13 protein-coding genes and 3 tRNA genes are annotated in these 12,086 nt (G+C 68.0%); 11 read left to right on the top strand and 5 right to left on the bottom strand.

From position 1 onward, the window contains the following. Positions 1-185: 185 nt before the first annotated feature. The 5 genes from AB0M14_RS05100 (at position 186) to AB0M14_RS05080 (ending at position 3,468) form a co-directional block, all read left to right on the top strand. A complete protein-coding gene (locus AB0M14_RS05100) occupies positions 186-1,361 on the top strand; it encodes a lactate 2-monooxygenase (protein ID WP_364988926.1) in 1,176 nt (391 codons plus the stop codon). Positions 1,362-1,446: 85 nt separating this feature from the next. After that, entirely contained in the window at positions 1,447-1,857 is a 411-nt protein-coding gene (locus AB0M14_RS05095) for a MarR family transcriptional regulator (protein WP_364991317.1), read from the top strand. A gap of 24 nt (positions 1,858-1,881) precedes the next feature. After that, positions 1,882-1,969: transfer RNA gene (locus tag AB0M14_RS05090), tRNA-Ser, on the top strand. A gap of 29 nt (positions 1,970-1,998) precedes the next feature. Next, positions 1,999-2,886 (top strand): RNA polymerase sigma-70 factor, encoded by an 888-nt coding sequence (locus tag AB0M14_RS05085; RefSeq protein WP_364988924.1) that lies wholly within the window; start codon positions 1,999-2,001, stop codon positions 2,884-2,886. A gap of 108 nt (positions 2,887-2,994) precedes the next feature. Next, the gene (locus tag AB0M14_RS05080; protein ID WP_364988922.1) at positions 2,995-3,468 is read left to right on the top strand and encodes a flavodoxin family protein; all 474 of its coding nucleotides are present in this window, start codon (positions 2,995-2,997) and stop codon (positions 3,466-3,468) included. Positions 3,469-3,472: 4 nt separating this feature from the next. Here the strand turns inward: AB0M14_RS05080 and AB0M14_RS05075 are convergent, their stop codons facing one another. Next, a complete protein-coding gene (locus tag AB0M14_RS05075; RefSeq protein ID WP_364988919.1) occupies positions 3,473-4,594 on the bottom strand; it encodes a nitric oxide synthase oxygenase in 1,122 nt (373 codons plus the stop codon). Between the two features lie 406 nt (positions 4,595-5,000). Between AB0M14_RS05075 and AB0M14_RS05070 the strand changes: the two genes are divergently transcribed. Together AB0M14_RS05070 and AB0M14_RS05065 are read left to right on the top strand one after the other, a co-directional pair. Beyond that, positions 5,001-6,035, top strand: a complete 1,035-nt coding sequence (locus tag AB0M14_RS05070) for a HoxN/HupN/NixA family nickel/cobalt transporter (RefSeq protein WP_364991314.1) — start codon at positions 5,001-5,003, stop codon at positions 6,033-6,035. Positions 6,036-6,094: 59 nt separating this feature from the next. After that, positions 6,095-7,132 (top strand): alpha/beta hydrolase family protein, encoded by a 1,038-nt coding sequence (locus AB0M14_RS05065; protein WP_364988917.1) that lies wholly within the window; start codon positions 6,095-6,097, stop codon positions 7,130-7,132. On the opposite strand, the gene hisC is transcribed toward AB0M14_RS05065, so the two are convergent. Further along, the gene (gene hisC / locus AB0M14_RS05060) at positions 7,125-8,204 is read right to left on the bottom strand and encodes a histidinol-phosphate transaminase (RefSeq protein WP_364988915.1); all 1,080 of its coding nucleotides are present in this window, start codon (positions 8,202-8,204) and stop codon (positions 7,125-7,127) included. The two genes, AB0M14_RS05065 and hisC, sit on opposite strands and share 8 nt — an antisense overlap. Positions 8,205-8,358: 154 nt before the next feature. On the opposite strand from hisC, the gene AB0M14_RS05055 reads away from it, so the two are divergent. The 4 genes from AB0M14_RS05055 to AB0M14_RS05040 all read left to right on the top strand — a co-directional run bounded on the left by AB0M14_RS05055 (position 8,359) and on the right by AB0M14_RS05040 (position 10,239). Further along, positions 8,359-9,075: a dienelactone hydrolase family protein gene (locus AB0M14_RS05055; protein WP_364988912.1), complete on the top strand. Its 717-nt coding sequence runs from the start codon at positions 8,359-8,361 to the stop codon at positions 9,073-9,075. A gap of 92 nt (positions 9,076-9,167) precedes the next feature. After that, positions 9,168-9,257 (top strand) — tRNA-Ser (locus AB0M14_RS05050). A gap of 37 nt (positions 9,258-9,294) precedes the next feature. After that, positions 9,295-9,367, top strand: a tRNA-Arg gene (locus AB0M14_RS05045). 59 nt (positions 9,368-9,426) lie between these two features. Beyond that, positions 9,427-10,239 carry a maleylpyruvate isomerase family mycothiol-dependent enzyme gene (locus AB0M14_RS05040; protein ID WP_364988910.1) on the top strand — a complete coding sequence of 271 codons (813 nt, stop codon included), beginning with the start codon at positions 9,427-9,429 and terminating at the stop codon, positions 10,237-10,239. Positions 10,240-10,339: 100 nt separating this feature from the next. Here the strand turns inward: AB0M14_RS05040 and AB0M14_RS05035 are convergent, their stop codons facing one another. The 3 genes from AB0M14_RS05035 to AB0M14_RS05025 all read right to left on the bottom strand — a co-directional run bounded on the left by AB0M14_RS05035 (position 10,340) and on the right by AB0M14_RS05025 (position 12,078). Further along, a complete protein-coding gene (locus AB0M14_RS05035; RefSeq protein WP_364988908.1) occupies positions 10,340-10,732 on the bottom strand; it encodes a RidA family protein in 393 nt (130 codons plus the stop codon). Continuing rightward, positions 10,729-11,433: a DUF998 domain-containing protein gene (locus tag AB0M14_RS05030; protein ID WP_364988906.1), complete on the bottom strand. Its 705-nt coding sequence runs from the start codon at positions 11,431-11,433 to the stop codon at positions 10,729-10,731. Before AB0M14_RS05030 ends, AB0M14_RS05035 begins: the two co-directional genes overlap by 4 nt. 231 nt (positions 11,434-11,664) lie before the next feature. Beyond that, a complete protein-coding gene (locus AB0M14_RS05025; RefSeq protein WP_364988904.1) occupies positions 11,665-12,078 on the bottom strand; it encodes a very short patch repair endonuclease in 414 nt (137 codons plus the stop codon). Positions 12,079-12,086: the final 8 nt, after the last annotated feature.

Here is a 12,086-nt window from a genome sequence, read left to right as displayed (position 1 = left end):
TCAGCTTGGACCAGCCCCGCCCCGGCCACGCGCTGTCGTCAGTTGGGACTCAGCATGGGAGGGTGAGCCTCGCATGGCGGGACTACTGGGGGCGGACGCCCTGGTGACGGCGTGGATTGGGCTGGGCGGCAGCCAATCTGGCGGGCGGGGCGCGCCGAGCGGGCGGAGGGACTAGCGTTCGGGCCGTGAGCAGCTTTATCGACTTCCAGAACGAGATCTACCTGGCGGGACTGGGTGGCGCGGTGCCCGAACTGCCGATGACGGCGGCGGGATTGGAACAGCGGGCGCGGGAGGTGCTCGGCGCGGCCGAGTTCGCCTACGTCGCGGGCAGCGCGTCTTCGGAGCGGACCGCCGCGGCGAACCGGTCCGCGTTCGACCGGCACCGGATCGTGCCCCGGATGCTGCGCGGCACCACCGGGCCCGGCGCGCGCGATCTGTCGGTGGAGGTGCTCGGGACCAAGCTGGCCGCGCCGGTGCTGACCGCCCCGATCGGCGTGCTGGAGTTGATGCACGACAAGGGCGAAGTGGTCGTCGCCGACGTCACCAAGGAACTCGGCGTCGGCACGGTGCTGTCCACCGCGGCGTCCTCCACCATCGAGGAGGTCGGGGCCGCCGCGGGCGCCTGGTGGTACCAGCTGTATTGGCCCAACGATGACGAGCTGGCCCGCTCCTTCGTCGAACGCGCGGAGCGCGCGGGCGCGAAAGCCATTGTGGTCACCGTCGATACCCCGAGCCTGGGCTGGCGGCCGCGCGATCTCGAACTGGCGCACCTGCCGTTCCTGCACGGCAAGGGCATCGCGAACTACTTATCCGACCCGGTGTTCCGGGCGAAACTGCCCAAGCCGCCGGAGGAGAGCCCGGAGGCGATGCAGATCGCCGTCCTCACCTGGATCGGGCTGTTCGGCAACCACACGCTGCGGCCCGCCGACCTGGCGCACCTGCGCGAATGGACGGATCTGCCGATCGCGGTGAAGGGCATCCAGCACCCCGACGACGCCCGCAAGGTGGTGGACGCGGGCGCCGACGCGGTGATCGTCAGCAACCACGGCGGCCGCCAGGTGGACGGCGCGATCGGCGCCCTGGACGCGCTGCCCGCCATCGTCGCCACCATCGGCGAACGCGCCGACGTGCTCTTCGATTCCGGCATCCGCACCGGCTCCGACATGCTGGTGGCGCTGGCCCTCGGCGCGAAGGCCGTGCTCTACGGCCGCCCCTGGGCCTACGGTCTCGGCATCGGCGGCCGGGCCGGCGCCCGGCACGCGCTGCGCCTGCTGCTCGCCGACTTCGATTCCGCCCTCGGCCTGGCCGGTTGCGCGTCGCCGGCCGGACTGGATCGTTCGCTGATCGCGTCCGCTCGCTGAAAGTTGTTGCAGACTGGGAGGGGTGCACCCCGAAGTCGAGCCGCACTGGCTCACGCCACCACAGCAGCGGGCTTGGCGGGCCTATATGCAGGGTCATCAACGCCTGATGACCGCGCTCAACCGCCAGCTGCAACGCGACGCGGAACTCACCATCCCCGAGTACCGTATCCTCGTCCTGCTCTCCGAAGCTCCCGGCCGCTCCTTACGCATGAGCGAACTCGCCGACGGTGTCCTGTCCTCCCGCAGTCGCCTCACCCACCAGGTGCACCGCATGGAGCAGCAGGGCATGGTGGTCCGCCACACCTGCCTGGAGGACGGCCGCGGCGTCCGCGCCGAACTCACCGACGAGGGCCTGCGCCGCCTCGAATCCGCCGCTCCGGCGCACGTCGAAGCCGTTCGCCGCGACTTCATCGACCTGCTCACCCCGGACCAGCTCGATGTCATCGCCGAGGTCTTCGCCCGCGTGGACCAGGTAATCGGAAAGCGTGCCGGCTGACCCGTGCGCTAGCATCAGGGCCCTGGAGACGTGGCAGAGCGGCCGAATGCACTCGCCTTGAAAGCGAGCGTCGCGAGAGCGACCGGGGGTTCAAATCCCTCCGTCTCCGCCAGCTGGGGGTAGTTGGACGAAGGGGGCCCGATGACCGAACCCGAAACGTTCGAGACGTTGCGGCCCCTGCTGTTCACCATCGCCTACGAGATCCTGGGCAGTGCCGCCGATGCCGAGGATGTGTTGCAGGACAGCTACTTTCGCTGGCGCGACGCGACCGGGGTACGGCATCCGCGGGCCTATCTGGTGCAGATCGTCACGCGCCAGGCGATCAATCATCTACGTTCGGTGCGGCGCCGCCGCGAGGAGTATGTCGGCACCTGGTTGCCCGAACCGATCCGCACCAGCGCCGACGCCGGCCACGACGTGCTGCTGGCGGAGTCGGTGTCGATGGCCATGTTGCTGGTACTGGAAACGCTCGGCCCCACCGAGCGAGCGGTATTCGTGCTGGCGGAGGTGTTCGGCCACAGTCACCGCGAAATCGCGGACATGATCGACAAGACCGAACCCGCGGTTCGTCAGATCGCGCACCGGGCCCGGGGGCGGGTGGCGGGCCGCCACCGTCGCTTCCAGCCGGACGCCGATACCAGTCAGGCCGTGATCGATCGCTTCCTGCGGGCTGTGGATACGGGGGAGGTCGGCGCCCTGATGGACGTGCTCGCACCCGATGTCGTCCAGATCTCCGACGGCGGCGGCCGGGTGACCGCGGCCCGCCGCCCGATCACCGGCGCCGAGCCGGTTGCCCGATTCCTGCTCAAGCTGGCCCGCACTTGGATGACCGGGATGACTGTCGAATTCGGCACCTTCAACGCCCATCCCGCGCTGCTCGTCCGATCCGGGGCGGGCGACCTCGACACCGTCTTGCTGGTCGAGCTGACCGGCGAGCTCATCACCGGCCTGTACGCGATCCGCAATCCCGACAAACTGCGGTCCGCCGACACCGTGCGCCGGCTGGAAATCGCTCCGCACCCGCGGTGAGCCCTGGCTGTGACTGAGGCCACAGCCAGATCCCGTCACCTTGATCGTCCGGCCGGTGTCTCCGAGAGTGCCAGGCAATTCCGCCGAACGAATAAGGAGCTGACCCCGATGAAGGTCATCATCGTCTGCAAATCGGTCTCGCACGGCAACACCCTGCGCGTCGCGGAGGCCATGAGCCAGGTGCTCGGAGCTCGGGTCGTCGCGCCAGAGGACGTCGATCCGGCCGAGCTCGCCGCCTGCGATCTCGTCGGTTTCGGGTCCGGGATCTTCCACATGGATTTCCACCCGGACCTGCGCCGATTCATCGCCGCGTTGCCTGCCGGGCAACGCGGAAAGGCATTCGTGTTCCGCACCAGCGGATTCCCGGAACCGCCCTTCCTCCGCTATGTCCGCGCGCTGACGCGCGCCGTCGAAGGAAAGGGCTTCGAGGTGGTCGACACCTTCGGCTGCCGCGGATTGGACACCTGGCTGCCGCTGCGTCTGGTCGGCGGCGTCAGCAAGGGCCACCCCGACACCACCGACTTCGCGGCGGCACAGGTGTTCGCGGCGGATCTGCGGGCCAAGATCACCGCCGCGACCTGACCGGTCAGCCCCGGCGGACGAAGTTCGGCCGGATCGACTCGTCCGGCGGGTCGAAGTAGCGATGGAAGGTCGGGGTCAGGCCGGCGGAGATCGGCGGGTTGACCCAGGACCAGTCGGTGGGGCAGCTGCGGCCGGCGGCTTGCTCGCGGGCGACGTGGTCGCAGAACTGTTTGGCCACGGTGTGGTGGTCGACGACGTAGACCCCGGACTTGCGGTAGCTGTGCAGGACCGCGCGGTTGAGTTCGATCAGGGCCTGGTCCCGCCAGAGGGTGCGGGCGCTGGAGGTGTCCAGGCCCATCATGTCCGCGATCAGCGGCAGCATGTTGTAGCGGTTGGTGTCGGACAGATTGCGGGCGCCGATCTCGGTGCCGACGTACCAGCCGTTGAACGGCGCGCACGGGTAGGTGACGCCGCCGATCTCCAGGTCCATGTTCGAAACCGCCGGTACCGCGTGCCATTTCAGGCCGAGTCCGGCGAACCAGTCGAAGTCGGGATGCTCTAGTTCGACCTCGCGCGCGAGGTCCGGGGGCACATCGAACCAGCGGATCGGCTCGTCCGGTGTGCTGATCAGCACCGGCAGGATGTCGAACGGCGTGCCCGCTCCGCGCCAGCCGAGTTTCCGCGCGAATTCGGTGATCGCGACGTGGGCGGCGTCGCCGGTGACGCTGCCGTCGCCGTTGCTGTATCCGGCGTAGCGGATGAGCTGCGGTGAGACGATCCGGAATTCGCGGCCGTCGGGCCGGCGCGGCGGGCCGACGGTGATCATGGATTGGACGGCGCCACCGTTGGTGGCCAGCCGTAGATGCTCCCAGCAGGCCTCGGCCAGCTCCCGGGCCGAGCGTACGTGCCGGGCGTCGATCAATTTCAGTGCGCGCCAATGCTTCCGGCCGACGCAGCGGGCGTGGTTGCGCCAGGCGAGTTTGGCGCCGATCAGGATTTCCTCGGCGGTGTGCTCGTAGACCGCCTCGTGTTCCAGTTCCCGCAGGGCGACCCGGCGGCGATGGCTGGGCAGGTGCGCCAGTTCGGGTTGTCGGAAGAATTCGTCGCACTCGCGCAGCCGCCGTACTTGCTCCGGGCCGAAAGCGCCTGCGTCGGTGATGTTCTGGAACTGTCGAACGGGCAACATTTGGTTCACGTTTTCTCCGGTCGGGCATCAGGTACTGCGAGAACAGACAAGACATCGAACGTGGAGCGTGGATCGAGCACCGGCGCCGGCAAAAAGTTCGCGCAGAGTATGCGCGAGGAGCGCCGGGCGGCATCGGCGGAGCGCGGCCGGACCGGGCTGCCGGTGATGCCGTGAAGTAGCCAACTCTCCTGGTGAGGGGGAGAAGGCCCGTAGAAAAGCGTACGACCGGTGTGCTGACCGTGTGCCCGAATTCGGCGTAATCCCAGATGGATTGGCGTGCGCTGTCAGTCAAGCGACCGAGTCGGAGTTTGCCAGGCTCGGCGGGCAGCCGCGCTGTCATAAGTCTGTCGTACCGTTTAGCCACTGGTTCTAGAGGTTGTGAGGTCTTGTGCGCAGCATCATCGGGATGGCGGCGGCCGTCATCGCACTCCATATCATCGGCTGGGGCACCCTGCTCCTGTTCGTGGTGCCGGGCAACCACCTGGTCGGCGGCGCGGTCTTCGGCGTCGGCCTCGGCGTCACCGCCTACACCCTGGGCATGCGGCACGCCTTCGACGCCGACCACATCGCCGCCATCGACAACACCACCCGGAAACTGGTCGCCGAGAACGGCAAGCGGAAGGTGCAGACCGTCGGCTTCTGGTTCGCCCTCGGTCACTCCAGCGTGGTGTTCATCCTGGTCGCGCTGCTCGCCTTCGGCGTGCGCGCGCTCGCCGCCAACCTGGAGGACGAGGATTCCTCGCTACAGCGCTGGACCGGCCTGTGGGGCACCAGCGTCTCCGGCGCCTTCCTGATCGCGATCGGCCTGCTGAACCTGGCCTCGCTGCTGGGCATCTGGCGGGTCTTCCGCGGCATGCGCCGCGGCGAATTCGACGAGGCCGCCCTGGAACGCGAACTCGACCACCGCGGCCTGCTCAACCGCATCCTGCATCCGGTGGTCCGTCTGGTGCGCAAGCCCCGGCACATGTACCCCGTCGGCCTGCTCTTCGGCCTCGGCTTCGACACCGTCACCGAGGTCGGCCTGCTGGTCATCGCCGGCGGCGCGGCGGCCACCGGCCTGCCCTGGTACGCGATTCTCGTTCTGCCCGTGCTGTTCTCGGCCGGCATGACCCTGTTCGACTCGCTCGACGGCTCCTTCATGAGCTACGCCTACGACTGGGCCTTCGCCAAACCGGTCCGCAAGATCTACTACAACCTGGTGATCACCGGCCTCTCGGTCGCGGTGGCACTGCTCATCGGCGGCCAGGAGATCATCTCGATCTTCGTGGAGAAGCTCGGCATCGAAGGCGGGCCGGTGGCCTGGATCGGCAACCTGGATCTGGGCGCCCTGGGCTACATCATCGTCGGCTTGTTCGTCCTCACCTGGGCGGTGGCGATCGCGGTCTGGCGGCTGTTCGGCGTCGAACGCCGGTGGCAGGAAAACCTCGACGCGCCCGCATAACTCGCCGCGAGAACCGCTGGCGCGGGGGGAGAACCGTACATTTCTGGCAGGATGGGGTTATGCGGTCTCGGCTGTCCGTCGTCGTCGTCACCGTCGCGCTGCTCGCGGGCGCGGCGGCGATCGGGACGCCGCCGACCTTCGCCGAACCGCCGGCCAAGCCCAACAGCGGCTCCTCCGACAAACCGGATCCGGCCGAGCCCACCAACCCGACGCCGGACAGACCTTTCATCGAACGTGTCGTCCGCGACGGGGAACGCAAGCGCCGGGTGTTCGTCTCCTCGCCCGCCATGCACCGCACCGTCGAAGTGCAGGTTCTGCTGCCGCGCAACACCTCTCGCTCCAGACCCGTGGTCTACATGCTCGACGGCCGCAGCGCGAAGTCCGACAGCAACAACTGGACCGTGCTCGGTGGCGCCGAGGAATTCTTCGAGGACAAAGACGTCACCGTGGTGCTCACCGTCGGCGGCCCGGCCAGCTACTACACCGACTGGCGCCGCGAAGATCCGGTGCTCGGCCTGAACAGATGGGAAACCTTCCTGACCGACGAGTTGCCCCCGTTGATCGACGCCCGTTTCGACGGCAACGGCCGCAACGCCGTCATGGGGGTCTCGATGGGCGCCGAAGCCGCCTTGATGCTGGCGGTCCGGCAGCCGGAGCTGTACGCCGCGGTCGCCGGGCACAGCGGTTGCTACGAAATGGGCAGCGATGCCGGGCAAGCCCAGGCCCGCGCCGTAATCGCCACCTATAACGGCAAGGCCGACAACATGTTCGGCACCGAGGACGATCCGCAGTGGCAGGCCCACGACGTGCTCTCGCAAGCGGAAGCGCTGCGCGGCAAGGCGATCTACCTCTCCGCCGGCAACGGCTTCCCCGGCAAGTACGACGTGCCCGGCAACCCGGAGCTGTTCAGCGCGATCGGCTTCGGCGGCCCGCTGGAGGCCGGCGCCTTCGCCTGTACCCGCGCCCTCGCCGATCGCCTTGCCGCCCTGCACATTCCGGCAGCGGTGAACTTGCGCTCGACCGGCACGCACTCTTGGCCGTACTGGATAGACGAACTCGCCGCCTCCTGGCCGGCCATCGCGGCCGGGCTCAGATGAAGCGTGCGGCGACTTCCGGATCGGTGGCGAAACGCAGGAACAGATCGTTCTCGTGCGGGTCGCCGACGGTGACGCGCACCCCGTCCGAAGCGTAGGGCCGCACCAGCACCCCCGCGTCCGCGCTCGCCTCGGCGAACGCCCCGCTGCGCTCGCGCAGCGGCAGCCAGACGAAGTTCGTTTCACTCGGCGGCACGTCGTAGCCGGCCGCCAGCATCGCGTCCCGGACCCGCTCCCGCTCGACGATCAGCGCGTCGGTGCGGTCCAGCAGCTCGCCGCGCGCCTCCAGCGAGGCGATCGCCGCCGCCTGCGCCACCCGGTTCACGCTGAATGGGATATGCACCTTCATCAGCGCGGTGATCACCTCGGGATCGCCGACCGCGTAGCCGACCCGCAGGCCGGCCAAGCCGTAGGCCTTGGAAAACGTGCGCAGCACAATGACATTCGGGCGGCCGCGGCCGAGTTCGACGCCGTCCGGGCACTGTCCGGTCCCGGCCATCCGCAGGTATTCGTAGTAGGCCTCGTCCAGCACGATCAGCACATCCGACGGGACGGCATCCAGGAAGCGCACCAGCGCGTCCCGGCCCACCGCGGTGCCGGTCGGATTGTTCGGGTTGCAGACGAACACCAGCTTCGTCCGCGGCGTCACCGCCGCCGCCAGCGCGTCCAGATCGTGCACGTGGTCCGAGGTCAGCGGCACCTGGACGGCGCTCGCGTGGCCGACCTGGGTGACGATCGGATACGCCTCGAACGAGCGCCACGCGAACAGCACCTCGTCCTGTGGCGAACTACAGGTGATCTGCACCAGCTCCTGCAGCAGCGCGACGCTGCCGCAGCCGACGGCGACCTGCTCCACTGCGACGCCCAGGAAATCCGCCAGCGCCGCGCGCAGTTCGGTGGCCTGGTTGTCCGGATAGCGGTGCGCCAGCTCGGCGGCCGCGCCGATCGCCTTCGCGGCGGCCGGCAGCGGGGGCAGCGTGGTCTCGTTGCTGGCGAGCTTGACCGCGCCGGGATAGCTGCGGCCGGGGGTGTACGCCGGAATAGAGGAAAGGTCCGGCCGGATCTGCGCGCTCACCCCTACACCCTAAACGGGACCGCCTGAGGTGAAGGTCTCATTCCGAGCTCAGCGCCGCCGTCAACCCGGTCATCCGTACCGGAAAAATTGCGGTTAGAACGCGCTCACATGCAACTTCTCGCCAAGATCAGGCCGCCGCCCTACTCTGGATTCCATGTCGGGCACCTTTGACGATATTGCCCCCCTACGCCGAGCCACCGCCCTGGCGGAGCGTTCCGACGCCGACGCCCACGTGCCGATCATGGTGATAGAGCCGGACGGGCATGCCCGTGGCGCCATCGTCGTCCTGCACGAATCCCGGGAGTTCACCGCGCCGTTGCTGGAGCTCATGCAGGCGCTCTCGCTCGACGGCTGGACCGTGGTCGCACCCAACCTCTTCCACCGCGCCAACGGTGATCCTTCTCACGAAGTCTTCGGCGATGAGCTCTTCGACGACTTCGACGCCTGCCACGACTGGCTCACCGCGCACGGCGTCTTCCCCGACTGCATCGGCGTTCTCGGGTTCGACCACGCCGGCACCGCCGCGTTCCTGGTCGCCACCAATCGCCCGGTCGGCGCGGCCGTCAGCGTCGCCGCCCCCGGCATCATCGAACCCCTCACCGAAGACTGCGACGCCCTGGTCCAAGCCGCCCCCGGCCTGCAAGCGCCCTGGCTCGGGCTCTACGGCGCCGACGACCCGCACACCCCGCCCGCGCACATCGACGAACTTCGCGACGCCACCGCCCGCGCCGCCGTCGCCTCCCTCATCGTCAGCTACCCCGGCCTGCACCACCGCGCCGATCACGCCGGCCGCGAAGCCGACGAAGACGACGCCGATTTCATCGCTTCCCAAACCCGCATTTTCGACTGGTTCGACAGCAACTTACGGTAGATAACCAGGCGTTTTGTGCTCTGTACGGTGCCTACTGTAATCTTCATGCTCGGCGGTTCGAAAGGACCGGTGCCCTCGAAGAGAAGGCTCCAGGAGGCGTGCCAGAGCGGCCGAATGGGACTCACTGCTAATGAGTTGTCCCTTCACGGGGACCGGAGGTTCAAATCCTCTCGCCTCCGCCAAGCCCGGTTCGCCGGGTAAGAACAACTGAATAACTATGCGCCCGTAGCTCAACGGATAGAGCACTTGACTACGGATCAAGAGGTTAGGGGTTCGAATCCCTTCGGGCGCACGCAATTTGGGTGGCCCCTGCTCCTGGAGCAGGGGCCACTCTGCATTGCGTGCCAATTTGTGGGGGCGGAGCCCCCACACCCCGCCCGGCGGGGCTTCGCCCCCCGGACCCCCCTCCTCGGCGTTAGGGTCGGGGGTGTGAACAGCGCTGAGACTGCCGCTCCTGTTGACGTTATCGATCAAGTGGCCGAGGGGACTGTTCGGCTGCTCGAGGGCATCAGGGGGATGAGTGAGAAGGAGGTGGGGGAGCCTTCGTTGCTGCCCGGGTGGACGCGGGGGCATGTGCTGGCGCATATCGCGCGTAATGCCGACAGTTTGGTGAATTTGCTGACGTGGGCGCGGACCGGGGTGGTAACTCCGCAGTACGCAAGCGTTTCCGTGCGGGATCAGGACATCGAGGACGGTGCGCCGCGTGGGCTGGCGGAGCAGCTGGCCGATGTCGACGCCACCGCCGCGAAGTGGCTGGAGCTGGCGCGTACCGCTCCGGAGCAGTCCTGGACCGCTACCGTGCGTAATCGGCAGGGTGGGGAGATGCCTGGGTCCTTCATTCCGTGGATGCGGTTGCGGGAGGTCGAGATTCATCATGTGGATCTCGGGATCGGGTATCAGCCTGCCGACTGGCCCGAATCGTTCGTCACCCGGCTGCTGCCGGAAGCAGCAATCGATCTTACGAAGGTTGCCGCTAAATCCGAGACTCCCACAACGGCTTTCGCGGTCAGCGCGACCGATACCGGCTTCACCGCGACCATCGGTGCGGGCGAACCCGATCGCACGGTCTCCGGCCCGGCGAATGTGTTGCTCGCTTGGCTCCTCGGCCGCTCCGTCGGCGCCGACCTCAGCGGACAGTTGCCCGTTCTCCCCGCCTGGAAATGAGCGCTGTGGACGCGCCCGGAGAGGGGACAGTCCTACTCTTCCAACTCTGAGCGACAATCACCGACCAGAACCGAGATTGTCGCTCAGAGTTGGAAGGTGACTACTCGGCGATGACGGCGTCGGCTTCGATCTCCACCAACAGCGCCGGGGTGATCAGGGCCTGGATCTCGTACATCGATGCGGCGGGGCGAATCTCGCCGAAGAACTCGCGGTGCGCTTCGGCAACCTCGGGCCAGCGCGAGATGTCGGTGACGAAGATGCGAGTGCGGATGACGTCGGACAAGCTCGCACCGGCTTTGTCGAGGGCGGTGGCGATGCGGCGCAAAGCCTCTCGCGCTTGTTCAGCCATGTCGTCGCCCCCGACCGCGGTGCCGCCGGGGGCCGCGGCGGTGCTGCCGCTGACCGCGATGTGGTTGCCGATCCGGACGGCGCGGGAGTAGCCGACGACGTCTTCGAATTCCGATTCCGAGGAGATGTTCACACGAGCGTTCACCGGGACAGCATGGCATCGCGGGCTTCGCGGAGCACGGCAATTCCGAGGGTGCCCAGCCACAGCGACATCGCGCCGACCTGGATGCGCTGGGCGATGCCGAGGGCGTAGTCGCCGGAAAGGTTGTCGGCGACCAGCATCCAGACGGTGGCGAGCGCGCCGATGAGCAGGAAGGCGAGGCCGAGTTCGCGCAGGACGCGCCAATGCGGGCGGTAGCGGAAGGCAGCAAGGCTGAAGGCGAAGACGGCCACCGCGATCGAGGTGACGGCGAGGGTGCTGGTCATGGCGTGCGGCTGGTGCAGCTGCGGGAACAGCGCGCTGTGGTCGCCGCAGGGCGGTGCGCCCGGGGAGCCGCAGTCGGACAGGGGTAGCAGGACGTCGGCGATGGTCGCGGCGCCGAAACAGAGCAGGGCGACCCAGCCGATCGTGGTCAGGCGGCGTCTGGGGAAGATCCACAGCCCGGCCAGGGCGGTGGGGATGAGCAGGGCGGCGGTGACCTTGTCGCCGGTGGCGAAGACCCAGCGGTAGGGCTTGCCTTCGGCGTCCAGTTCGCTCAGGAACGAGTTGACCGGGTCGGCGTGGACGGGCAGCACGAACTCCAGCACCCAGGACGAATAGCAGAGCCCGGCGAGCGCCAAGGCCACCGCCATGCACCACGGGACGACCCTTTGACGTCGCCAAGCAACCTCTCGGCTATCGGTCACGGGGTCCATTCTCTGCCATCCGGGCGCATTCGCACCTCATTGCCATCGCGACCTCAGAGTCCTGCCAGGTTCGGGGCGGATTCTGGAATCGAGTACATGCGGGAAGAGGAGTTCCAATGAACGGTCTGATGACAGCTTTCGCAGGGTTCGCGCTCATGGTGGCCATGGTGGTGTCCGGATATCTGGCCACGCACGCCCCGACCGGCATCGTGCAGCGCCGGCACCGGTAACTCAGCGCCGTACCGCGGCTTGCACCCGGTCGGCCGCCGTCACCGGGTCCTCGTGCTCCCAGATGCGGATAACCTGCCAGTCCGCCGCGATCAGCGCGGCATCGGTCGCCCGGTCCCGGGCCACATTGCCGGCCAGTTTGGCCGCCCACCATTCGGCATTGTTCTTCGGATCGGTCGCGTGTTGCGGGCATCTGTGCCAGAAACACCCGTCGACATAGACCGCGACACGTAACCGCGGAAATACCACGTCGGCCCTCCGGCGCTGCCCGGGTAGCGGTGCGCGATCGACGAAATAGCGCAGACCGCGCCGATGCAGTTCCTTACGTAATGCCAGCTCCGGCGCGGTGCCGCTGCGCCGCTGGCGGGACATGCGGGCACTGGTCGCCGCGTCGGTTCGGGGCCGGGCACTGGTCATCGAATACC

Source organism: Nocardia sp. NPDC051832 (assembly GCF_040681285.1).
GTDB lineage: Bacteria > Actinomycetota > Actinomycetes > Mycobacteriales > Mycobacteriaceae > Nocardia.
Note: the sequence above shows the minus strand (reverse complement) of the source record. Positions and strands in the feature narration are given on the sequence as shown.